This is a genomic window from Kitasatospora sp. NPDC015121 (genome assembly GCF_055562955.1).
The window spans coordinates 60921-83032 of the sequence record NZ_JBVHEH010000012.1; the positions used below are offsets into that span (position 1 = coordinate 60921).

A 22112-nucleotide genomic window follows, 5' to 3' on the forward strand; every position below is an offset into this window, starting at 1 on the left:
CCTCCAAGGAGACACCCCATGGCGACACCGGCCACCACCGGCCAGTGGCTCTTCCCCGCCGAGGTCCGCCCGGACACCTCGGTGCGGCTGATGCTGTTCCCGCACGCGGGCAGCGGCGGCACCATCTACCGCAACTGGCACGAGTACCTGCCGCACGACGTGGCGCACCAGATCGTCAACCTGCCGGGCCGGGAGAAGCGGCTCGCCGAGGAGGCGTTCACCGAGATCGAGCCGCTGGTCGAGGCGACCGCCGAGGCCATCGCCGACGACCTCGACGACCGCCCGTACGCGTTCTTCGGCCACTGCCTGGGCGCCCAGCTCGCCTACCGGGTCTCGCTGGTGCTGCAGCGCGACGGCCTGCCGGCGCCGCTCCTGCTCGGCGTCTCGGGCTGGGCCCCGGAGGGCTTCTCCCAGGTCACCTACGAGCAGTCGCAGATGCCGGAGCCGGAGCTGGTGGGCTGGATGCGCACCCTGGGCTCGTTCCCGGAGGAGGTGTACGGGAACCAGGACCTGCTCACGATGATCGTCCCGGCGCTGCGGGCCGACCTGGCGGTGGTCTCCACCTACCAGGACGACGGGGCGCGCACCGAGAGCCCGGTCGTCGCCTACTCGGGCCGGTCCGACCCGCTGATGGACCCGGGCGCGATGGCGTCCTGGAACAGCCGCACCCCCCGGTACCTGGGCAACAGCGAGTTCACCGGCGACCACTTCTACATCGACGACCGCGAGCACGCGCTGGCCGTGACCGGCGACCTGGTGCGGCACCTGCGGCGCGAACTGGCCCGCACGGCGGCTTGAGCCGTCCTCCAGAGCCGGTCAAGGGGCGGCCGGGACCATGCGAGAACGGTGCCGTGCGTCCCTGTTCGGGCGCGTTCCAGCCGAGCGCGGCACCGATCCACGCGACTAAGGAGTCTCACCCATGACCGACACAGCCGACGCCAGGATCACGGCGGCGGCGCCGCCGCCCGTCGCAGCGGCGGACCAGCCGAAGTGGTTGACCCTGCCGGTGGTCCTGGCACCGACCTTCATGGTCACCCTGGACATGTTCATCGTGAACGTGGCCATCCCGTCCATCCAGGAGAAGCTGCACGCGGGCACCGGTGCCATCCAGTTCGTGGTGGCCGGCATCAGCCTGGCCGTCGCCGCGGTGCTGATCACCGCGGGCCGCCTGGGCGACATCGTGGGCCGACGGCGGATGTTCACCATCGGCCTGGCCCTGTTCACCCTGGCCTCCGGGGCCTGCGGCATCGCGCCGAACGCCGGCGAGCTGATCGCGGGCCGGGTGGCCCAGGGCGTGGCCGCGGGCCTGATGATGCCGCAGGTGCTGGCGATCCTGACCGTCGCCTTCACCGGGCCCGCCCGCGCCAAGGCCTTCGGCTACTACGGCATCGCGATGGGCCTGGCCGGCGTGTTCGGCCAGCTCATCGGCGGCGTGCTGATCCGGGCCGACCTGTGGGGCCTGGGCTGGCGGCTGATCTTCCTGATCAACGTGCCGATCGGCGTGCTGGTGCTGGCCCTGACGCCCCGGTTCGTCCCGGAGTCCAAGGGCACCGGCAGCGCCAAGCTGGACCTGTTCGGCACCCTGCTGGTGACCGTCGGCCTGGTCGGGGTGATCCTGCCGCTGATCAAGGGCCGCGAGGAGGGCTGGCCGGCCTGGACCTGGGAGTGCCTGGCGCTCTCCGTCGTGCTGCTCGCGGCCTTCGCCTGGTACCAGACCCGGCTGGGCTCCCGCGGCGGCGCCCCGCTGATCACCATGGGGCTGTTCCGGCAGCGGGCGTTCTCCGTCGGCCTGGTCACCACCCTGCTGTTCTACGCCGTGATGTCCACCTTCTTCCTGGTGTTCGCGCTGTACCTGCAGCAGGGCCGGGCCCAGAGCGCGCTGCAGTCCGGCGCGATCTTCATCCCGCTGGGCGCCGGGTTCTTCGCGTCGTCCATGGTGGCCAAGCAGATCGGCGCCAAGCTCGGCCGGCAGACCCTCGCGGTCGGCTCGCTGGTGCTGGCGGTCGGCCTCGGCGCGCTCGAACTGATCGCCGACGGCCTGGGCACCGACGGTGCCATCGGCTGGATCATCCCGGCGCTGCTGGTGGCGGGCTTCGGGATGGGCATGGTGATGGCCCCGCTGTCCGCGACGGTGCTCTCCGGCATCCCGCCGCAGTTCGCCGCCGCCGCCTCCGGGGTGCTGACCACCGCGGTGCAGGTCGGCACCGCGCTGGGCGTCGCCATCATCGGCAACCTGTTCTACAACCTGCTGGGCACCGACCTGCAGCCGTCCTCCTTCATCCACGCCTTCACCGTCAGCACCGAGGTGCTGGCCGTGCTCGGGGTCCTGGTCGCGGCCTCGGTCCAGCTGCTGCCGAAGCCGGCGAAGCAGGGCTGACCCACCGCTCCCGAACGCCCGCGGCATCCCCCGGCCGCGGGCGTTCGGGCTTCTCCGGAAGCCTCCCCGGGAACCTCGGCGGCGTCGGCCGCGGCGGCGTCGGCGGCGCGTCAACGCCGGGTCAGGTCCGGGTCAGCGGTCCTCTCCACACTGTCCCTACTCATGACGGTGGTAGAGGTACGAAGGAGAGAGCATGCGCTGGCAAGACGTCTACCTGGCTGGCACCGGGGTCTGGCTGCCCGAGCGTTTCCCGGTGGCCGACGCCGTCGCCCGGGGGTGGGTCAACGAGGCCAACCAGAACCTCGGCTACCTCTCCGTCACCGTCGAGTCCGGCTCCACCTCCGCCCCCGAGATGGCCGTCCGGGCCGGCCGGCAGGCCGTCGAGCGGGCCGGCATCCCCACCGGGGAGTACGGCCTCCACCTGCACGCCCACCTGTGGTTCCAGGGCCTGGACTGGTGGTCGGCCGCCAACTACGTGGCCGCCCGGACCTCCGGCAGCCAGGCCGTCGCCTTCGCCATCGACCAGCGCTCGCTGACCGCGATCGGCGCCCTCCAGCTCACCGCCGGCTACCTGACCTCCGGGGCCGCGAGCTCCGCCCTGATCACCACCGGCGACCGCTTCACCGCCCCGATGCTGGACCGCTGGAACATGCAGCGCCAGCTGATCTTCGGCGACGGCGCGACCGCCGCCGCGCTCACCACCCGCCCCGGCCCGGCCCGGCTGGTCGCCACCACCGCCTTCGGCCTCAACGAGATGGAGGGCTGGACCCGCGCCGACCAGGAGTTCCAGGACCGCCCCGGCACCCGGTGGCCGGTCCCGGTCTGGGAGCGCGCCGAGTACCAGCTCACCAACCCGAACGCGGCCGCCGACGGGAAGCTCTGGGTCGACAGCATGCTCCGGCTCAAGGACGAGGTGCTCGCCGAGGCCGGCCTGACCATCGGCGACATCACCCGCGCCGCCATGCCCTTCCAGCACCGCGGCGACGGCCAGGCCGAGATGCACGACCTGGTCGGCCTGACCGAGGAGCAGACCGTCTGGAACGAACTCGGGCGCCACACCGGCCACATCGGCGCCGGCGACCCGTTCGCCGGACTCGACTACCTGATCACCAACCGGCTGGTCTCCCCCGGCGACCACGTCCTGCTCTACGGCTGCGGCGTCGGCTTCAACTTCGCCGCCGCGGTCTTCCAGATCACCGACGTGCCCTCCTGGTGACCCGCCCACGACCCCGGAGAGAACCGTGCGCTACCGCAGAGAGCTCTACCTGGCCGGCACCGGCCGCTGCATACCCGCCTCCCGGCCGCTGGAGGCCGCCGTCGGCGCCGGCCTGGTCGGCGAGAGCCACCGCGACCTCGGCTACGAGTCCATCGCCATCGACACCGACGGCGCGGCGCCCGTCGACCTGGCCGTGCACGCCGCCCGCCAGGCCGTCGGCCGCTCCGGCGTCGACCCCGCCGCGATCGGCCTGCACCTGCACGCCTGCATCTGGTTCCAGGGCCTGGACTGCTGGGCACCCGCCTCGTACGTCTCGCAGCAGTCGATCGGCCCGCAGGCCATCGCGCTGACCCTGGACCAGCGCTCGGCCGGCGGCCTGGCCGCGCTGCACCTCGCCGCCGCCTACCTCGACTGCGGCACCGTCGACCACGCCCTGCTCACCACCGGCGACCGCTTCGCCGCCCCCGCCATCGACCGCTGGAACTCCTACACCCAGTCGATCTGGGGCGACGGCGGCACCGCCCTGGTGCTCTCCGCCGAGGGCGGCTTCGCCCAGCTGCTCGCCAGCGTCGAGAACGCCGACAACAGCCTGGAGACCTGGGACCGCGGCAGCGTCCCGTTCGCCGACGCGCCGCTCGCCGAGCGGCCCGTGCCGATCGAGCGGCGCTTCGACTCGCACGCGTCGACGCCGGAGGCCGCGGGCGAGTTCGAGCGCTGGATCGCCCTGGTGCTGCGCACCCGCGACCAGGTGCTGGCCGAGGCCGGCGTCGAACTCGGCCAGATCACCCGGGCCGTGCTGCCGTTCGTGCACCGCGGCGGCGGTCAGGCCGAGCTGCACGACCTGCTCGGCCTGACCGAGGAGCAGACCCTCTGGACCGACCTCGGCCGGTACACCGGGCACCTGGGCGCCGGCGACCAGTTCGCCGGGCTCGACCACCTGCGGGAGAAGGGCGAGCTCCAGCCCGGCGACCACGTCCTGCTGTTCGCCGTCGGCGTCGGCTTCACCGTCGCCGGGGCCGTGGTCCGGGTCACCGACCAGGTCTGACCCCGCCCCGGCCGCGCCGCCCCGGCGGCCCGGCCGGACCCGCACCGCCCACTCCCTCCCCGCCCCGCACCGCCCGCACAGGAAGCAGAAGGATGACCGACACCGAGACGCTCCTCGACTACCCGCTCCCGCGCACCGACCCGCTGCTGCCGCCGCCCGCCTACGCCGAGCTGCGCCGAGGCCGGCCCCGGCCGGTGCGGCTGGCCGGCGGTCGCCGCGCGTGGCTGGTCACCCGCTACCAGGACGTGCGCTCGGCGATAGCCGACCGGCGGGTCAGCTCCGACGACATGGCGGAGAACTTCCCGGCGCTGATCCCGCTGCCGCCCACGCCGCGGGCGCTGTCGATGTTCCGGCTGGACAACCCGGACCACGCCACCCTGCGCCGGATGGTCATCCCGGAGTTCACCGCCCGCGCCACCCGCGCCCTGCAGCCCGACGTGGAGCGGATCACCCACCGCCTGCTCGACGACCTGGCGGCCGGCCCCAGGCCCGCCGACCTGGTCGAGGCCTTCGCCGACCCGCTGCCCACCCTGGTGATCGCCCGCCTGCTCGGCGTCCCGTACGAGGACCACGAGGAGTTCCAGACCAACGGCCGGGTCGTCACCTCCCCCACCGCCACCCCCGAGGAGGCCGGGGCCGCGTTCGCCGCGCTGACCGACTTCATGAGCCGGCTGATCGACCGCAAGCAGGCCGACCCGCAGGACGACCTGATCAGCCGCCTGGTCGTCAACCACTACAACAAGGGCGAGATCAGCCGGGACGACCTGGTCGCGATGGCCCGCTTCCTGCTGTTCGCGGGGCACGACACCACCGCGAACCAGATCTCCATGAACATCCTGTTCCTGCTGCGCAACCCGGAGCAGCTGGCCGAGCTGCGCGCCGACCGGAGCCTGGTGCCCGGGGCGGTGGAGGAGCTGCTGCGCTACTCCTCGATCAAGCAGCACGACTTCATCCGGACCGCCTCCGAGGACATGGAGATCGGCGGCGTCGCGGTCCCCAAGGGCGACGGCATCATCTTCGCGCTGCCCGCGGCCAACCACGACCCCGAGGTGTTCCCCGAGCCGGAGCGGCTGGACCTGCGCCGCGACGCCCACCACCACCTGGCGTTCGGCCACGGCATCCACAAGTGCGTGGGCGCGCCGCTGGCCACCCTGGAGCTGGAGGTGTCGCTCAACGCGATCATGGACCGCTTCCCCGACCTGCGGCTCGCGGTCGACCTGACGGACGTCCCGTTCCGCGACGACATGCTGCTCTACGGCACCCACCGGCTGCCCGTCACCTGGTGACCGCTCCCCCGGCGCGTCACCACCAGGCCGCCCCCGCCCGCTCCGGGCGGGGGCGGCCTGCTGTCCGGGACCTCCAGCCGCACTCGAGGTGGTGATCCGACAATCCGAACGCGCTTCCGGAACGGACGGCGGCCTCCCCAGCGCTCCCTGGCCCACCACACCCCAACGGAGTACCCCATGCAGTTCAGGATCCTCGGACCGGTCAGCGTGGAAGTCGACGGCCGCGTCCGCCCCATCCCCGGCGTCGGGCAGCGCACCCTGCTGGCCGCGCTGCTGATCGGCGCCGGCCGGCTCGTCCCCACCGACCAGCTGTACGCCGAGATCTGGGGCGACGACCTCCCGGCCACCGTCGAGAACGCCCTGCAGGCCCACGTCTCCCGGCTGCGGCGCACCCTCCGGAAGCTGGCCGGCCCGGGCGGCGACGCCCCCGCCCTGATCACCCGCTCCTCCGGCTACGTCCTGGACGTCGCCCCGCAGGACGTCGACCTGGCGCTCTTCCAGGAGGACCTCGCGCACGCCCGCGCCGTGATGGCGAGCGACCCGTCGCTCGCCGCCGAACTGCTGGAGACCGCGCTGTCGCACTGGCGCGGCGCCCCGCTGCAGGACGTCTCCCCCGGCCCGCTGTGCCGCTCCACCACCCTCCAGCTGGAGGAGGAGTACCTGGCCGCCCGCGAGGACCTGCTCTGGCTCGGCGTCCACCACCAGCAGCCCACGGCCGTGATCGGCGAGCTGCGCCGGATGAGCGCGGCCCACCCGTGGCGCGAGCGGCTGACCGGCACCCTGATGGTCGCGCTCTACCGCAGCGGCCGCCAGGCCGAGGCGGTCCAGGTCTACCGGGCCGCCCGCAAGCGCCTGGTCGACGAGCTCGGCATGGAGCCCTCGCCCGAACTCACCCAGGTCTTCCACGGCGTCCTGAACCAGGACCTGGCCCGCACCGCCTGAACCCGCGCCCGGCTCCGCCCCCGCACCACCCACAGCCCACCCACACCGCCCGCACCGCACCGCAGCGCCCGCCCGCCCCCGCCCGCCCCCGTCCAGCCGTCGACGCCCCCGCCGCGGGTGGGGCCGCGTCGGGGGCGTCGGGGGCGTCGGGCTGCTCCGGGTCCCCGGGGGCTCCGGGGCGGCGGCCTAGGCGGTGGTCCCGTCGGCCAGGATCCGGCGGAAGCCGGTGTACGGGGCCAGCGCGGCCGGCAGCAGCACCGAGCCGTCGGGCTGGGCGCCCTGTTCGAGCAGGGCGGCGACGGTGCGGCCGATCGGGAGGGCGGAGCCGTTGAGGGTGGCGGCGGCCGGCTTGCGGCCCTCCGCGCTGCGGTGCCGGATGCCGGCCCGGCGGGCCTGGAAGGAGCCGCAGTCGGAGACCGAGGAGATCTCCCGGTAGGTGTCGCCGCCCGGCATCCACACCTCGATGTCGTAGGTCATCCGGGCCGAGAAGCCCATGTCGCCGGCGGGCAGCAGCACGACCCGGTAGGAGAGTTCGAGCCGCTTGAGGCACTCCTCGACCTGGCCGACCATCAGTTCCAGCTGGGCCTGGGCGTCCTCCAGGGCGCAGATCCGCACCAGCTCGACCTTCTCGAACTGGTGCAGCCGCAGGATGCCCCGGGTGTCGCGGCCGTAGGAGCCGGCCTCGGAGCGGTAGCAGGGCGTGCGGGCGGTGAAGGCGAGCGGGAGCGCCGAGGCGTCCAGCAGCTCGCCGGCGACCAGGTTGGTGAGCGGCACCTCGGCGGTCGGGATCAGGAAGAGCTCGCGGTCGCCGACCGAGGTCGCGAACAGGTCCTCCTCGAACTTGGGCAGCTGGCCGGTGCCGGTCATGGTGGCCCGGTCGACCAGGTGCGGCACCGCGTACTCGGTGTAGCCGTGCTCGGTGGTGTGCAGGTCCAGCAGGAAGGCGGCCAGGGCCCGTTCGAGCCGGGCGCCGGGGCCGCGGGTGACGGCGAAGCGGGCGCCGGAGAGCCGGGAGGCGCGCGGGAGGTCGAGGATGCCGAGCGCCTCGCCGAGGTCGGCGTGGTGGAGGGCGGGGCCGCCGACCGGGCGGCGCGGGCCGGAGCGGCGGACCTCGACCGCCTCCTTCTCGCTGTCGCCGTCGGGGACGGTGTCCAGCGGCAGGTTGGGGATGGTGAGCAGCCGGGCCTGGAGCTCGTCCTCGGTGGCGCGCAGCGCCTCCTCGGCGGTCCGGGTGCGCTCGCGCAGCCGCCGGGCCAGTTCGCGGGCGTCCTCGTCGCGGGCACCGCCCTTGGCGGCGCGCTTGAGTTCGCCGCGCAGCCGCTCGTGCTCCTCCAACTGCTCGGCGCGGCGCCGGTGCAGGGCGCGCAGGCCGTCGAGGTCCAGGGTGTACCGGCGGCGGCCGAGGCGGCGGACCGCTTCGGGGCCGAGGTCGATGAGCTCGCGTACGTCGTGCACGTCTTCTCCTGGCGGGTGGTCGTGGACGGGCGGCGGCCCGGCCGGTCCGGCGGTGGGGGACGCCGGCCGGCCGGGCCGCGGGTGGGGCGGGCGGTCAGCGGGTGCGCTGCGGGCGCGGGCGGGGCGGCAGGTGGGCGGCGGCGAGCCGGCGGTAGCGGACCGGCCGGGTGGCGCGCATCCGCAGCGCGTAGAGCAGTCCGGCGCCGGCCACCAGCGGGACGGCCCAGGGGAGTTCGGAGACCAGTCCGTGGTGGGAGCCGGTCAGCAGGTCGAAGTTGCCGACCACCAGGACGACGGTGGCGACCAGGCCGAGCAGGCCGAGCAGCGGGGCCAGGACGCCCTGCCACCAGCCGGCGCCGCCGGTGCGGGCGCGGGCCAGGACGGCGAGGGCGGCGGCGGCCTGCAGGACGACGATGCCGAGGGTGCCGAGGCCGAGCATGCTGGTGGTGAGGTCGGCGTAGGGGTCGAGTCCGGCGAGCGCGAAGCCGGCCACCACGACGGCGCTCAGGCCGCTCTGGGCGAGGCTGGCTCGGTGCGGGGAGCCGTGCCGGCGGTGCAGGGCGGCGAGCGGGGCGGGCATCAGGCCGTCGTCGGCGAGGACCTGGGCGTAGCGGTTGGCGGCGCTGTGCAGGGCGAGGGTGGCGGCGAACAGGCTGGTGCACAGCATGATCTGCAGGGTGGTGGCGCCGGCACCGCCGAGGTAGTCCTGGCCGATGCCGAAGAACAGGTCGCCCTGCTGGGCGGCGGCGGTGTCGCGGACGGCGTCGGCGCCGATCGCGCCGACCGCCTCCCAGCTGGTCAGGGCGTAGAACCCGGCGATCAGCAGGACCGCGACGTAGGTGGCGCGGGGGACGCTGCGGCCGGGGTCGCGGGCCTCCTTGCCGTACAGGGCGGCGGACTCGAAGCCGATGAAGGAGATGAAGGCGAACATCAGCGAGACGCCGGCGCCGGCGCCGAGGGCCCCGGAGGGCGAGATCCCGGCGGCGGGCAGGGCGGCGGCGCCGTGCCGGCCGGCGATGGCGAGGTCGAGGACGGCGAGGATGCCGATCTCGCCGATCATCAGGACGGCCAGCAGGCGGGCGCTGACCGCGATGTCGCGGTAGCCGAGCGCGGCGACGAGCAGCAGGCCGACGGCGGCGCACAGCTGCCAGGGCAGGTCCAGTCCGTGGGCGGCGAGGACCAGCTGGGTGAAGTAGCCGAGGGCGCCGACGAGTCCGACGGTGGCGGCGTTGTAGGCGAGGACGGCGAGCCAGCCGGCGCCGATCGCGGCGGGGCGGCCGAGGCCGTCGGCGATGGCGGCGTAGAAGCCGCCGGAGCCGCCGGTGCGGCGGGCGCTGACCGCGTAGCCGACCGAGAAGCAGAGCAGGGTGGCGCCGGCGAACAGGAAGGCGGTGGGGACGGCCGCGCCGGTGCCGATGGCGAACGCCAGCGGCACGGTGCCGACCATGGCGGAGAGCGGCGCGGCGGCGGAGACGATCAGGAAGACGATGTGGGCGGTGCCGAGCCGTCCTCCCGGTCTCGCCGCGGGGGCGGCGGCCTGGACGGCGGCGGGGGCGGTGACGGTCATCTGGGCTCCGGTGGGCTGGCGTGGGCGGGCCGTCGCGGGGTGGGGCCCGGGGGCCCGCCGGGGTCGGGGTGCGGTGCGCCGGGGCGGTGGTCCGCCGCCCCGGCCGGGCCCGGCGCGCCGCCGGGTCCGGCCGGGGCCGGGCGGTCAGGGGGTGATCGCGACGACGGCGTTCTGGCCGCCGAAGCCGAGGGAGTTGCTGAGGGCGAGGCCGATCGGCCGGTGGGTCTCGGCGGTGGCGACCTTGATGTCGATCCGGGGGTCGGGGGTGCGCAGGTTCGCGGTGGGCGGGACGAGGCCCTGTTCGATGGCGAGGACGGTGAAGGCGGCCTCGACGGCGCCGGCGGCGCCGAGGAGGTGGCCGGTGACGCCCTTGGTGGAGGTGACGAGCGGGTCGCCGTCGAGGGTGCGGCGCAGCACGGTCGCCTCGACGAGGTCGTTGCGGGGGGTGGAGGTGCCGTGCGCGTTGACGTGGTCGACGTCGGCGCCGGTGGCGCCGGCGTCGGCGAGGGCGGTGCGGATGGCGGCTTCGATGCCGTGGCCCTCGGGGTGCGGCGAGGTGACGTGGTGGGCGTCGGCGGTGGCGCCGTAGCCGGCGATCCGGGCGCGGATCCGGGCGCCGCGGGCGCGGGCGTCGGTGGCGCGTTCGAGGATGAGGACGCCGGCCCCCTCGCCGGCGACGAAGCCGTCGCGGTCGGCGTCGAAGGGGCGGGAGGCGGTGGCGGGGTCGTCGAAGCGGGTGGAGAGGGCGCCCATCTTGGCGAACCCGGCCATCACCAGCGGGGTGATCATCGCTTCGGCGCCGCCGGCCAGCACGATGTCGCAGCGGTCCAGCAGCAGCAGGTCGCGGGCGGTGCCGAGGGCGGTGGTGCCGGAGGCGCAGGCGGTGGCGACCACCAGGTTGGGGCCGGTGGCGCCGAACTCGATGGCGGCCTGGCCGGCCAGCATGTTGGGCAGTTGCATGGGCAGCAGCAGCGGGGAGACCCGGCTCGGGGAGCTTTCGAGCATCACCCGGTGCTGTTCCTCGACGGTGCCGGGTCCGCCGTCGGCGCAGCCGAGGACGACGCCGACCCGGGCGCCGTCCCAGGTCCGCGGGTCGAGTCCGGCGTCGGCGACCGCCTCGTGGGCCGCGACCAGGGCGAACTGGGTGAAGCGGTCGAGGCGGTGGGCGCGGCGGGGGCCGAGCAGCCCGTCCGGGTCCCAGCCGGGCACCCGGCAGGAGATCCGGGCCGGGTGCTCGGCGAGGAGGGGGTCGTGGGACGCGGTGCCGCGACCCGCGCGGACCGCCGCCCAGCTCGGGCCGGTGCCGATCCCGCCCGGGGTGACCAGGCCCAGTCCGGTGACGGCGATCTCGCGCGCGGCCATCAGACCCGGCTCATCCGCGACTCGACGAGCTCGGCCATGTCGCCGATGGTCTCGGTGTCGAGGAGTTCGTCGTCGGTGACGCTGACGCCGAACTCGGTCTCCAGGACGAGGGAGAGTTCGACCACGGCGAGGGAGTCGAGCTCGATGTCCTCGCGGGTGGCTTCGGGGGTGACCTGCTCGGGGGTGACCTTGAGCTTGTGGACCAGGATGGCCTTGATCTCTTCGAACACGGCGGTGTCCTTCCTCAGCGGGCGTCGGGTGTCGGGAGGGGGCCCAGGTCGGGCCAGGTGAGGGTGGCGGATCCCCAGGTGAGGCCGCCGCCGAAGGCGGTGAGCAGCACCCGCTGGCCCGGGAGCAGGTCGCCGCTCTCGGCGGACTGGGCGAGCAGCAGCGGGATGGAGGCGGCGCCGGTGTTGCCGACCCGCTCGATGTTGGAGAGCTGGCGCTCCGGGTCGACGTCGAGGCGTTCGGCGACGGCGGCCAGGATCCGGGCGTTGGCCTGGTGGGAGGCGAGCCGGTCGACGTCGGCCAGTTGCCAGCCGGCGGCGGTGAGCGCCTGCCGGGAGGACTCGGTCATCCGCTCCACGGCCTGCCGGAAGATCGCCCGGCCGGCCATCTGGAAGTACTGGTCGCCGTGGGCGGGCTGTTCGTCGGTGGAGCGGGTGCGGGAGCCGCCGGCCGGGACGGTGATCATCTCGCGCTGGTCGCCGTCGGAGCCGAGCACGATCGGCCCGACCGCGCCGGGTTCGTCGGCCCGGCCGGCCCGCAGCACCACGGCGCCCGCGCCGTCGGCGAAGATCACCGCGGTGGAGCGGTCGCCGGGGTTGACGATGGTGGTGAAGGCGTCGGCGGCGATCAGCAGGACCCGTTCGGCCGCGCCGGAGGCGATCAGGCCGCCGGCGGTGGCCAGGCCGTACAGGAAGCCGGTGCAGACCGCGGAGACGTCGAAGGCGGGGACGCCGCCGAGGCCGAGGCGGGCGGCGACCGAGGGGCCGGTGGCCGGGCAGGGGTGGTCGGGGGTGGTGGTGGCCAGCACCACCGCGTCGACCTGGGAGTCGTCGGCGGACTTGAGGGCGCGGCGGCCGGCCTCGACGGCGAGGTCGGAGGTGGCGGTGCCGGGGCTGACGAAGTGCCGGGCGGCGATGCCGGTGCGGGTGCGGATCCACTCGTCCGAGGTGTCCAGCCGGGCGACCAGGTCGGCGTTGGTGACCACGTCGGGCGGGACGTAGCCGCCGACGCCGCAGATCACCGGGTGCCGGTCGGCCGGGTAGCCGGGCCGTTGGGCCGCTTCGGGCAGGCCGACGGTCATATCCCGTCGCCTTCCGAGGAGAGCACCTCGACCGGCAGGCCCATGTAGGCCATCCGGGCCTCGGCCATCTCGTCGGTCCACCGCTCGGCCATGTCGTAGCGCTGCTCGGGGGTGGTGTCGAGGAGGCGGACGCCGGGCCAGACCTCGTAGTCGCCGATCAGGTCGGCGTGCTGGTGCATGCCCTGCTGGAACAGCTCCTCGCGGTGGATGACGAACTCCCGGTCGGGGATCTCGTCCCAGAGCTTGACGCCGGCCCGGAGGATCTCCAGCAGCCGCGGCCGGTACTCGGGGTGGGCGGCGACGTGGTCGCGCAGGATGGTGGAGGCGACGGTGAGGTGGCGGATCTCGTCGATCGCGGTGCCCCGGGAGATCTCGCCGGTGGCGGGCGACAGCGGGGTCCACTTGCGCTCGCTGAGTTCGGCGGCGGGGGCGAGGACGCCCTCGATGACGATGGCGAAGACGGCCACCCCGCCGATGAAGTCCCGCTGGTCGCGGACGATGTCGAGGGTGAAGTCCTCGACCGGCTGGAGGACCCGGCGGCGGTAGTCGGCGGCCATGTCGTCGATGTCGCGCAGCAGGGTGGCGGCGGGCAGGCCGAGCTCCACCAGGTGGTTGCGGAACACCCGGGCGTGCCGGGCCTCGTCCACCAACTGCGTGGTGTAGAACTCCAGTTCGGGGATGCCGGGGGCGATCGCCACGTAGTGGGCGAGCAGCCGGGTGGCGATCTCCTCGGAGAGGCCGCGGAAGCCGAACTCCAGCACCAGGGCGTCCCGCAGCGGGCCGGGGGCGCGCAGGAAGTCGGGGACCCCGGCGCTCTCGTGGTGCCCGGTCACCCCGCGTCCGCGCAGGGTGCCCTGGGCGACCTGGGTGATCCAGTACGCGAGGTCGCAGTCGGCGGGCGAGAGGGCGAGCTCCTTGGCCCCGTCGAGCAGGCCGGGCGCCAGGTCCCAGTCGGCCTCGCGGGCCACTGATTCGGTCATGACTGCTGCTTCCCCTTCTCGGATGGTCTGGTGGCGGAGTGGTCGGTGACCGGGAAGAGCTCCCCGACGTACAGGCCGCCCGCGTAGCTGAGCAGCGGGACGCCGAAGTCCTGGGCGGAGGCGTGCACCACCCGGCCGAGCAGCACCTCGTGGTCGCCGACCGGGGTGCGGCCCGCGGTCCGGCAGGTGTACTGGGCGAGCGCGCCGTCCAGCAGCGGGGCGGTGGTGTACGGGTCGTGCCGCCACTCCAGGCCGTCGAACTGGCGGGAGCCCTCGGGCCGGCCGGAGTCGGCGAACCAGCGGGCCAGGCCGCCCTGGTTGCCGTCCAGCACGTTGACCGAGAACCGGCCCTCGGCGACCGCGAGTTCGGCGAGCACCGAGTCGGCCCGCAGGCTGGCGCCGAGGATCAGCGGCCGGTGCGAGACCAGGGTGGCGGTGGAGACGGTGGTGCCGTGCAGGCGGCCCCGGTGGGCCACCGTGAGGACCGCCACCGGCGAGGCGAGGTGGTACAGCGCCCGGCGGCGGCGGACCTCCTCGGGGGATTCGACCGGGGCCTGGGCGGGCGCGCTCACCGCGCCGCCCCGGCCGGTTCGGGCGCGGCCGCCGGGGTGGCGGCGGCCGCGCCGCGGGGGCGGTGGCCGACGGGTACCGGGTCGAAGGCGTGGCCGAGCGGCTTGGGGTGGGCGACCCCGAGGTCGTCCAGCAGCCGCAGGTAGCCGGGCTGCCGGACCGGTTCGAAGGGCAGCGCGAAGGACTTCATGAAGTTGCCGAAGATCCCCCGGTCGCCGAACAGGTGGAACGGCAGCACCAGCAGCGCCCACTCCGGCTTGACCAGCCAGCACCACAGCGCCGCGACGGCACCCTGGGTGAGCAGGCTGTGCATGGTGTTGTAGAGGACGTAGTACGTCTTGGCGATCGGCTTCCCGCCGGCCCGGCGGAAGGCCAGGGCGCCGGGGATGTAGCCGATCAGGTCGATGTAGAGGAACAGGCCGATCGCGGGCAGCCAGCGGATCTCGTCGAGGTGCCAGATGATCAGGCCGGTGGTGACGGCCAGCGCGGTCAGGTACTCGGCCCGGTGCAGGGCGTGGGTTCTCGGGGTCTCGAACGGGTTTGCCTGGTCCACGGGGTGCCTCCTGTCAGTGGGTGACGCCGGCGACCAGCTCCACGTCGCCGGTCAGCCTGGTCGCGGGGAACAGGCCGGTGACGGCCCAGGCGACGGTCTCCCGGATGACGCGCTCCGCGATCGGGTCGAGGATGCCTTCGAGGCTGGGGATGCCGAAGTCGAAGTCGGCCTCGAAGGAGACGTTGACGTCCGGGCCGTCCTGGGTGAACGTCCACCGGCCGGTGAAGGAGTCGAAGTCGCCGTCGCTCTGCTCGAACTCGAGCTGCAGGCGCTCCGGGAAGAACCGGTCGTCCTCGGTCCAGCGGAGCAGGCCGCTGCGGAAGTGCAGCTCCCAGCTGGAGGAGCCGACCGGCTCGGGCAGGGTGGAGTGCACGGTGGTGGCCCGCACGTGCGGGGCGAGGTCCGGGTAGCGCTCCCAGCGGAGCACCTCCGCGAAGACGTGCTCGGCGTTCTCGCCGCTGACCACCGCGTCCAGGGTCACGTGTCGCACGGTTACTTACCGCCTTCCGGCATCGTGGCCGAGCCCCGGACGAGGTCGAGGGTGGCCTTGTCGAAGGAGTCGAGGAGGAACTCCACGTCGCTGTCGGTCAGGATCGCGGGCGGCGTGAAGCGCACCACGGAGCTGCCGTTCATCGAGTGGTTGGCCACGACCCCGTGGTTGAACAGTTCGATCAGGAGCTCGCCGGCCAGGCCCGCCTCGACCAGCTCGACGCCGATCAGCAGGCCCTGGCCGCGGACGTCCACGACGAGCTCGGGGATGTTGCGGCGGGCGATCTCCTCGATCCGCGGCAGCAGCCGGGCGCCGAGGTCCATCGACCGGGTCACCAGCCGCTCCTCCTGCACGGCGCGCACGGCGCCCTGCACGGCGGCCATCAGCAGCGGCTGCCCGGAGAAGGTCGCGGTGTGGACGTACGGGTCCTTGTCGAAGGGCTTGAACGCCTTGCGGGTGGCGATCGCCGCGGAGACCGGGACGACACCGCCGCCGAGCGCCTTGCCCGCGAGCAGGACGTCGGGGGTGACGCCCTCGACGTCGGCGCCCCACCACTCGCCGAGGCGGCCGAAGCCGGTCTGCACCTCGTCGAGGATCAGGAAGCCCTCGTACTCGCGGACGGCCTCCTCGACCTGCTTCAGGAAGCCCTTCGGCGGGATGATCACGCCGCCCTCGCCCTGCACCGGCTCGATGATCACCGCGACCTCGCCGGGGTGCGCGGCCAGTTCGGCGCGCAGCGCGTCGATGTCGCCGAACGGCAGGTGCAGGACGTCCGGGATGAGCGGGCGGAACGGCGCCTGGTAGACCTCCTTGGCGGTGGCCGACAGCGCGCCCAGGGTCTTGCCGTGGTAGCCGCCCTTGAACGAGACGGTGCGCTTGTGGCCGTTGGCGCGGGCCAGCTTCAGGCCGGTCTCGACCGCCTCGGCGCCGGAGAGCGCGAAGTGCACGCGGTCCAGGCCGGCCGGGGTGATCGCGGTGAGCGCCTCGGCCGCGCGGGCCACCGTCGGCTCCAGCAGGATGCGGGTGGCCGTCGGGTGGGTGTGCAGCTGGCGGGCGACCTCCTCGACCACGATCGGGTGCCGGGCGCCCATGATGAACACGCCGTAGCCGCCCGCGTTGAGGAAGCGCTCGCCGTCGCTGGTGGTCAGCCAGGCGCCGGAGGACTCGACCTCCATGTGGCTGCCGAACAGCTCGGCCAGGGTGGCCCGGCCCTTGCTCAGGTGGGCCCGGTAGAGGCCGAGGATCTCCTCCTCGGTGTCGACCCTCGGTTCCAGCACGGTAGTCATCGATCAACTCGCTTTCGGGACGACGGGTTTCAGGAGAGCACCAGCGGGTCGCCGGAGAGGTAGGAGAGCAGCGGCCCGGCCGCGGCGGCCCGGGACGGCGGGTGGAAGGCCAGCGGGCGCAGCGCGACGGCCATCCGGGAGTGGTCGGAGGAGCGGATGAAGTCCAGGCCGCCGAGCAGTTCCAGCGCCTGGTCGGCGATCGCCGACAGGTCGCGCTGCACCGCGTAGCGGGCGACCAGCACCTGGGCGACGGCCTCCTCGCCGGTCACGCCGTCGGCGACGGCGCGGGCGGCGCCCTCCAGCAGCGCGGCGGCGGCCTCGGTGCGCAGCACCAGTTCGGCCCGGTCGGCGACGCCGCCGCGGTCGCGCCGCAGCACCTCCTCGACCAGGCCGGAGGCGGCCCCGAGGTAGCCGGCCGAGATCAGCAGCTCGAACCAGGCGAAGCCGGCGTTCTGCAGGTCCTCGATCCGGTCCGGGTCGTCCGCGGCGGTGCGGATCACCAGTTCCTCGGGGACGAACACCGCGGACAGCTGGACCTCGTCGCTCTCGGCGGCGGCCAGCACGTCGTTGCCCCAGAACGGGTGGACGCTCAGCCCCGGGGTGTCGGCGCGGACCAGGGCCAGCGCCAGCTCGGGGGTGCCGTCGTCGCCGGGCACCGCGATGGACGCGGTCAGCAGGTCCATCGAACGGGCCAGGCTGCAGGGCTTCTTGGAGCCGTTGAGCCGGTAGCCGTGCGGGACCCGGTCGGCGGTGACGGCCGGGGTGAGGATGTTCTGCTGGGTGCGGCCCTCGGCCCAGCCGGAGGCCATCAGGCGCTGCTCGGGGACGACGCCGTGCAGCAGTTCGAGCTGCTCGGCGGTCAGCCGGCCCGGGCCGTCGGCCAGGGCGTACAGCATCGCGGCGGTGAAGTGGTGCATGGTGACGGCGGCGGCCAGCGAGGGCGAGAGCGCGCCCAGGGCGCGCTGCGCCCGGACGGCCTCCAGCGGGTCGGCGCCGAGGCCGCCGTACTCGGCGGGGATCAGCAGGCCGACGCCGCCGTGCTGACGGAACAGGTCGATCACCGGGCTGCCGGGGGCCTCGCGCTCGGCGTACGGCAGTTCGCCCAGGGCTTTGGCCAGACCCGGGTGGTACCGCTCGGACACCTCGCGGGCGACATCGAGTGAACGCATCGGAAGGGCACCTCTGTCAGGGGTGGTGGGCGAAGGGGGGTCAGGACCCGAAGACGGCTTGGCGCGGGCTGACGTCGTGGGCGATGGAGACGCCCTGGATGTGCGAGGTCTTGAGCATCGGGTAGTTGGCCTCGCCGTACACGCCGCCGGTCAGGCCGGTGCCGCCGTGGCTGGGCAGGTAGGGCAGGAACCCGATGTGCGAGTCGTTGATCTTCAGCAGGCCGCCGTTGGTGACGCGCTGCACGAAGGCGTTGATCACCCGGGCGGACTTCGCCCACAGCGAGTTGCGCAGCCCGTACTCGTTGGAGTTGACGAAGTCGATGAAGCTGTCCAGGAGTTCGTCGTTCGGCCGGGCCTCCGGGACGACGATCGGCAGCAGCGGGAAGAAGGTCTCCTGCTTGACCACGTCGTACTCGCGGGCGCCGGCGAGGCCGTCCACCCGCACCACGGTGGGCTGCAGGAAGACGCCGGTCTCCGAGGGGGTCCCGTCGAGTTCGGTGCGCTGCCCGCCGGTGACCAGGGTGGCGCCCCGGTCGAGGGCCTGGTTGAGCAGGGTGAAGAACTTCTCGGAGCGGCGGACCGGCGAGAGCAGCACGCCCTCGTCCTCCGGGTAGCCGGGGCGGACGTCGGCGACCTGCCGCTTCACCTCCTCGATCAGCTCGTCGGCGATCGCCGGGTGCGCCAGCACGTAGTTGGGCACCATGCAGATCTGGCCGGAGCCGTAGAAGGACTCGGTGATCGCCTCGGCCGCGTACTTGAGGTCCGCGCCCTCCCAGACGATGATGCCGTCGTTGCCGGCCAGTTCGAGGATCGGCTTGGTGCCGGTGGCGACGCACTGCTCCTGGAAGCGCAGGCCCTCCTGGCTGCCGCCGATGTAGAAGATGTCGTTGACCAGCGGGCTGGACACCCAGCGGTCCAGGGTCTGCTTCGGGTTGGAGCAGACCACGTTGAGCACTCCGGGCGGGGCGCCGAGCTCGTCCAGCAGCGGGGCGACCACGTCGCGCAGCACCCACAGGGTGGACAGCGCGATGGAGCGCGGGGCGCGGACCACGACCGCGTTGCCGGCCATCAGGGCCAGCACGGCGAGCGCCGCGGAGGGCGCGGGGGCGTTCTGCGGCGGGTTGAAGCCGACCACGCCGTCGGGCTGCCGGCGGACGATCAGGCGCCGTCCGGCGTGCTCGAACTCGGTGTGCATCCGCTGGCGGTACCAGTAGATGGACTCCTCGCTGTACACCTGGAGCAGGCAGGACAGCTCCCAGCGGGCCAGCCGCACCGGGTGCGCCTCGGCCACCAGCATGTCCACGAACTCGTCCTGGCGGCGCAGCAGTTCCTCGCGGAACCGGGTGCCCAGGCGCATCCGCCGCTCCAGCGGCACCGCTGCCCAGCCGGGCGCGGCGGCCGCGGCGGCCTCGCTGGCCAGGTCGATGGCCTCGTCCGAGGCGATCGCGCAGCGGCCCACCACGTAGGGGTGCTGCGCGGCCTCGGTGTTGTCGTCGTCCTGTTCGAGCGCGCGTTTGAGACTGACGCTGGTGAACACGTCCTCCAACAGGGAACGCGAACTCACCGTGTAGACCCAGCCGTCGCCTTCCAGGTCCTTTCCGCCGATGAAGAGCTTGTAGCTTTTCATCGGCTTTTCCCGAGAGGTGTTCTCCAGCGTCATCATCAGCCTTTCCGCAGAATTCCGCCGAGATTTTTCGGACCCGAGTCGATTCGATGATGGCAGCGGGTTCTGACGCCTTCCTGACACGGATCTGATGCCGGGAGGGGAATGATTTCCCCCCTCCGGTCAGGCCAGTGCGGCGCGGATCCAGTCCCGGAGTTCGTCGGGATTCATCCGGTCGAGGCCCGCGGCGGCGTCCGCGACCGAGCGGTCGCCGCCGTACTCGGTGAACTTCTCCCGCATCAGCTCGGCGTGGTGGGCGCGGGTGTGCGGCCCCGCCGCGGCCAGCGGGACGAGGCGCTCGCGCACCGCGCTGCGGCCGTCGGTGAGCCGGACGGTGATCCGCGCGCCGGTGGCCTTGGCGGCGCTGGTGAAGTCGCCCGCCGGGCGGGAGTTGGCGGCCGCGACGGCCCGGGCCGCCTCGTCCTCGCCGGCGAACTCGCGCAGCCACGGCTCGGCGTGCGGCCCGGCCTGGCGCAGCGCCTCGCCGAACGGCGCCTCGGAGGCGAACAGCGCCCGGGTCAGCTCCGGGTCGTGCACCAGCCGGACCTTGTCGGCGACCGCCCAGCGGCCCCGGTCGTTGAGCAGCGGCGCCCCGAAGTCGTTGACGGTCAGGCCGCCGGTCAGCAGCGCCGTCGCCACCGGGTACGGGGTGTGCAGCACCAGCGCGCCGATCGGCGAACCCGGACCGACCACGTAGCCGGCCGCCTTGCGTCCGGCGAACAGGGTGTACAGCGAGGCCTCGACCACCACCTCGGCGACGTCCTCGGGGCGGATCGGGCCCAGGTCGCGGTGCAGGTCGGCGGCGCAGTCGACGGCCGCGTCGATCCCGGGCCCGCCCGGGTGCAGCTTGAAGGAGAGCGTCTCGGTGTGCCAGCGCTCGCCGAGTCCGGCGTTGACGGCGTCCGGCAGCGGCACGGCGGAGAAGCGGTCGAGGAACCCGTCCGGGTGCTCGACGATGTCGGCGGCGCCGCGCAGCCCGACCCGGGCCGCGTCGCAGGCGTCCATGCCGGTGCGCACCGGCGTGAAGGAGTTGAACAGCCGGGCGTCGCTGGCCAGGAAGGCCCGCATCAGGGGCCAGTTGGGCATCGCGAAGGCCAGGCCGAGCGCGTTGGTCCACACCGCGTCGTCGGCGCCCTCGGCGTGCAGCCGTCCGCACACCGAACCGGCCAGGTGGGTGTGCACGGCGCTGTGCCCGCGCAGCGGGCCCAGGGTGGCGGCGGCGGTGATCCGGGCCGCGCACTCGTTGGCGGCGACCACCGCGGCCAGCAGCGACGCCCCGTCCAGGCCGCGGGCCCGGGCGAAGGCCAGCGGCACCGCCACCGTCGAGTTGGACAGGTGGCCCGCGTACGCGGTGTCGTCCAGGTTCAGGTACGAGCCGAGGCCCGCCAGCACGCAGGCCCCGACCCTCGGGTCGGGCTGCAGCGGCGGGCCGAAGGCCTCGATCAGCCGGCGCCCCAGGTGGTGGTCGGCGCCGGCCCGGATCGACGCGAGCTGCGACAGCACCTGGCTGGCCGCCAGCGAGCGCACCCGCTCCGGAATGTCCTCCGGCCGCAACCAGGCGGCCCAGGCGGTGAGTTCCTTGAGCACGGGCATGTACGGGGCTCCCCCGGTTCGGCGGTGGCGCCGCCCCGGGCCGGCCCCGGGGCGGCCGGTTCGGACGTTCCCTCAGACCGCGGCGAGCGCCGCGGCCCCCCACACCGGCAGCACGCCGGGCAGCACGCCCAGCGTCATCGAGCTCCAGTGGGGCGGCTGCAGCTCGCCGTCGTGCTCGAACACCAGCGGGCGGCCGTCCAGCCGCTCCACGGTGATCCGCCGGCCCCGGGCGTACACGACGCCGGGCAGCTCCAGGTGTTCGGCCCGCTCGGTCAGCGCGGGCACGTCGGCCGGGTCGACCTCGGCGCCGATCACGCACACGTCCAGCAGGCCGTCGTCCAGCTCGGAGTGCGGCAGCACCCGGTAGCGGCCGCCGCGGTACTGCCCGCCGCCGACGTTCGCCAGCACGGTGGGCCCCTGGTGCACGACCGTGCCGTCCACCAGCACCCGGCCCGGGTACGGGGTGAACGCCGCCGCGGTCTCCGCGAACGCCTGCGCGTACCGGGCCCGTCCGGTCAGCGGGATCCGCCGGGCCGTGACCAGCGCCTCGGCGATCACGCCCGAGCAGGCGCCCAGCAGCACCAGGTGGCCGCTCTCGGCGACCCGGCCCAGGTCCAGCCGGCGCAGCCGGGCGCCGGGGCCGCCGGTGAGCAGCGCGCCCAGCGCCTCGGTCCACGGGCGTTCGCCCCAGAGCATCTTGTAGCCCGAGTTGCCGGTGCCGGCCGGGACGATCGCCAGGGCGGCGGGCGCGCCGGTGGCGCCCCGGGTCATCCCCTCGACGACCTCCCGCACCGTGCCGTCGCCGCCCACCGCCACCACCAGGTCGGGCGCGGGACCGCCGCCGTACAGCGCCCTGCGCACCGTCCGTTCGGCGTCGCCTCGGTACTCGGTGCGGTGCAGCGCCACCTCGGGGAGCGACCCCCGGCACACGGCCAGCACCTCACGGACCAGTTCCTCCCCGGTGGTTCCCGCGGCCGGGTTGGCCACCACCAGGGCCCGTCGGGGAGCGAGCGTCACAGCCATTCCAGCCTCTCCGGCACCTCACGCGGAAACGGCCGCCCCGCCCCGAACGGGCAGGACGGCCGCTGCTGACGCGGAGAGGGCAGGATTCGAACCTGCGAAGGCGGTAAAACCCGACCCGAGCCGAGACCCGGGCCCCCGATAAACCACTCCGGGCACCTCTCCCACACACACATCAGCCCTACGCGGAGAGGGCAGGATTCGAACCTGCGAAGGCGGTAAAACCCGA

The 22112-nt window shown here is 74.0% G+C and carries 20 protein-coding genes and 1 tRNA gene; 6 read left to right on the forward strand and 15 right to left on the reverse strand.

Going from position 1 to position 22112, the window contains the following annotated elements:
• Window positions 1–18: 18 nt before the first annotated feature.
• The 6 genes from ACZ3J7_RS19020 (at window position 19) to ACZ3J7_RS19045 (ending at window position 6866) form a co-directional block, all read left to right on the forward strand.
• Window positions 19–798 (forward strand): thioesterase II family protein, encoded by a 780-nt coding sequence (locus tag ACZ3J7_RS19020; RefSeq protein WP_465622254.1) that lies wholly within the window; start codon window positions 19–21, stop codon window positions 796–798.
• A gap of 121 nt (window positions 799–919) precedes the next feature.
• Complete coding sequence (locus tag ACZ3J7_RS19025; protein ID WP_465622257.1) at window positions 920–2377, forward strand: MFS transporter; 1458 nt, start codon at window positions 920–922, stop codon at window positions 2375–2377.
• Between the two features lie 193 nt (window positions 2378–2570).
• Complete coding sequence (locus tag ACZ3J7_RS19030; protein WP_465622261.1) at window positions 2571–3593, forward strand: ketoacyl-ACP synthase III family protein; 1023 nt, start codon at window positions 2571–2573, stop codon at window positions 3591–3593.
• A gap of 25 nt (window positions 3594–3618) precedes the next feature.
• The gene (locus ACZ3J7_RS19035; protein WP_465622264.1) at window positions 3619–4638 is read left to right on the forward strand and encodes a ketoacyl-ACP synthase III family protein; all 1020 of its coding nucleotides are present in this window, start codon (window positions 3619–3621) and stop codon (window positions 4636–4638) included.
• A gap of 92 nt (window positions 4639–4730) precedes the next feature.
• Window positions 4731–5924, forward strand: a complete 1194-nt coding sequence (locus ACZ3J7_RS19040; RefSeq protein WP_465622267.1) for a cytochrome P450 — start codon at window positions 4731–4733, stop codon at window positions 5922–5924.
• 177 nt (window positions 5925–6101) lie between these two features.
• Window positions 6102–6866, forward strand: coding sequence for an AfsR/SARP family transcriptional regulator (locus ACZ3J7_RS19045; RefSeq protein WP_465622268.1), 765 nt, complete (start codon window positions 6102–6104; stop codon window positions 6864–6866).
• Between the two features lie 186 nt (window positions 6867–7052).
• Here the strand turns inward: ACZ3J7_RS19045 and serS are convergent, their stop codons facing one another.
• From serS to ACZ3J7_RS19120, 15 genes are all read right to left on the reverse strand, one after another.
• The gene (serS, locus tag ACZ3J7_RS19050) at window positions 7053–8321 is read right to left on the reverse strand and encodes a serine--tRNA ligase (RefSeq protein WP_465622271.1); all 1269 of its coding nucleotides are present in this window, start codon (window positions 8319–8321) and stop codon (window positions 7053–7055) included.
• Window positions 8322–8415: 94 nt separating this feature from the next.
• Window positions 8416–9888 (reverse strand): APC family permease, encoded by a 1473-nt coding sequence (locus ACZ3J7_RS19055; RefSeq protein WP_465622274.1) that lies wholly within the window; start codon window positions 9886–9888, stop codon window positions 8416–8418.
• A 144-nt stretch (window positions 9889–10032) separates the two neighbouring features.
• Window positions 10033–11250: a beta-ketoacyl-[acyl-carrier-protein] synthase family protein gene (locus tag ACZ3J7_RS19060; protein ID WP_465622277.1), complete on the reverse strand. Its 1218-nt coding sequence runs from the start codon at window positions 11248–11250 to the stop codon at window positions 10033–10035.
• A complete protein-coding gene (locus ACZ3J7_RS19065) occupies window positions 11250–11480 on the reverse strand; it encodes an acyl carrier protein (protein WP_465622280.1) in 231 nt (76 codons plus the stop codon). Before ACZ3J7_RS19065 ends, ACZ3J7_RS19060 begins: the two co-directional genes overlap by 1 nt.
• Window positions 11481–11494: 14 nt before the next feature.
• Entirely contained in the window at window positions 11495–12559 is a 1065-nt protein-coding gene (locus tag ACZ3J7_RS19070; protein ID WP_465622282.1) for a beta-ketoacyl-ACP synthase III, read from the reverse strand.
• Window positions 12556–13539, reverse strand: coding sequence for a ferritin family protein (locus ACZ3J7_RS19075; protein WP_033259459.1), 984 nt, complete (start codon window positions 13537–13539; stop codon window positions 12556–12558). Before ACZ3J7_RS19075 ends, ACZ3J7_RS19070 begins: the two co-directional genes overlap by 4 nt.
• Complete coding sequence (locus tag ACZ3J7_RS19080) at window positions 13536–14111, reverse strand: flavin reductase family protein (RefSeq protein WP_465622287.1); 576 nt, start codon at window positions 14109–14111, stop codon at window positions 13536–13538. The genes ACZ3J7_RS19075 and ACZ3J7_RS19080 overlap by 4 nt, the downstream gene beginning before the upstream one ends.
• Window positions 14108–14662 (reverse strand): hypothetical protein, encoded by a 555-nt coding sequence (locus ACZ3J7_RS19085; protein ID WP_465622290.1) that lies wholly within the window; start codon window positions 14660–14662, stop codon window positions 14108–14110. Before ACZ3J7_RS19085 ends, ACZ3J7_RS19080 begins: the two co-directional genes overlap by 4 nt.
• Before the next feature lie 13 nt (window positions 14663–14675).
• Complete coding sequence (locus tag ACZ3J7_RS19090; protein WP_465622293.1) at window positions 14676–15152, reverse strand: type II toxin-antitoxin system RatA family toxin; 477 nt, start codon at window positions 15150–15152, stop codon at window positions 14676–14678.
• Between the two features lie 2 nt (window positions 15153–15154).
• Entirely contained in the window at window positions 15155–16438 is a 1284-nt protein-coding gene (locus ACZ3J7_RS19095) for an aspartate aminotransferase family protein (RefSeq protein WP_465622297.1), read from the reverse strand.
• Window positions 16439–16467: 29 nt separating this feature from the next.
• The gene (locus ACZ3J7_RS19100; RefSeq protein ID WP_465622301.1) at window positions 16468–17607 is read right to left on the reverse strand and encodes an acyl-CoA dehydrogenase family protein; all 1140 of its coding nucleotides are present in this window, start codon (window positions 17605–17607) and stop codon (window positions 16468–16470) included.
• Window positions 17608–17647: 40 nt separating this feature from the next.
• Window positions 17648–19234, reverse strand: a complete 1587-nt coding sequence (locus ACZ3J7_RS19105) for an aldehyde dehydrogenase family protein (protein ID WP_465622304.1) — start codon at window positions 19232–19234, stop codon at window positions 17648–17650.
• Between the two features lie 159 nt (window positions 19235–19393).
• Window positions 19394–20863, reverse strand: a complete 1470-nt coding sequence (locus ACZ3J7_RS19110; RefSeq protein WP_465622305.1) for an MmgE/PrpD family protein — start codon at window positions 20861–20863, stop codon at window positions 19394–19396.
• 72 nt (window positions 20864–20935) lie between these two features.
• Window positions 20936–21886: a diacylglycerol/lipid kinase family protein gene (locus tag ACZ3J7_RS19115; RefSeq protein ID WP_465622306.1), complete on the reverse strand. Its 951-nt coding sequence runs from the start codon at window positions 21884–21886 to the stop codon at window positions 20936–20938.
• Between the two features lie 71 nt (window positions 21887–21957).
• Window positions 21958–22048, reverse strand: a tRNA-Glu gene (locus tag ACZ3J7_RS19120).
• Window positions 22049–22112: the final 64 nt, after the last annotated feature.

Coding starts and splice junctions, on each gene's coding strand:
- ACZ3J7_RS19105 (WP_465622304.1), bottom strand. CDS start 19,234: ATGAAAAGCTACAAGCTCTTCATCGGCGGAAAGGACCTGGAAGGCGAC.
- ACZ3J7_RS19055 (WP_465622274.1), bottom strand. CDS start 9,888: ATGACCGTCACCGCCCCCGCCGCCGTCCAGGCCGCCGCCCCCGCGGCG.
- ACZ3J7_RS19020 (WP_465622254.1), top strand. CDS start 19: ATGGCGACACCGGCCACCACCGGCCAGTGGCTCTTCCCCGCCGAGGTC.
- ACZ3J7_RS19070 (WP_465622282.1), bottom strand. CDS start 12,559: ATGACCGTCGGCCTGCCCGAAGCGGCCCAACGGCCCGGCTACCCGGCC.
- ACZ3J7_RS19045 (WP_465622268.1), top strand. CDS start 6,102: ATGCAGTTCAGGATCCTCGGACCGGTCAGCGTGGAAGTCGACGGCCGC.
- ACZ3J7_RS19025 (WP_465622257.1), top strand. CDS start 920: ATGACCGACACAGCCGACGCCAGGATCACGGCGGCGGCGCCGCCGCCC.
- ACZ3J7_RS19095 (WP_465622297.1), bottom strand. CDS start 16,438: ATGACTACCGTGCTGGAACCGAGGGTCGACACCGAGGAGGAGATCCTC.
- ACZ3J7_RS19115 (WP_465622306.1), bottom strand. CDS start 21,886: ATGGCTGTGACGCTCGCTCCCCGACGGGCCCTGGTGGTGGCCAACCCG.
- ACZ3J7_RS19060 (WP_465622277.1), bottom strand. CDS start 11,250: ATGGCCGCGCGCGAGATCGCCGTCACCGGACTGGGCCTGGTCACCCCG.
- ACZ3J7_RS19040 (WP_465622267.1), top strand. CDS start 4,731: ATGACCGACACCGAGACGCTCCTCGACTACCCGCTCCCGCGCACCGAC.
- ACZ3J7_RS19110 (WP_465622305.1), bottom strand. CDS start 20,863: ATGCCCGTGCTCAAGGAACTCACCGCCTGGGCCGCCTGGTTGCGGCCG.
- ACZ3J7_RS19075 (WP_033259459.1), bottom strand. CDS start 13,539: ATGACCGAATCAGTGGCCCGCGAGGCCGACTGGGACCTGGCGCCCGGC.
- ACZ3J7_RS19030 (WP_465622261.1), top strand. CDS start 2,571: ATGCGCTGGCAAGACGTCTACCTGGCTGGCACCGGGGTCTGGCTGCCC.
- ACZ3J7_RS19100 (WP_465622301.1), bottom strand. CDS start 17,607: ATGCGTTCACTCGATGTCGCCCGCGAGGTGTCCGAGCGGTACCACCCG.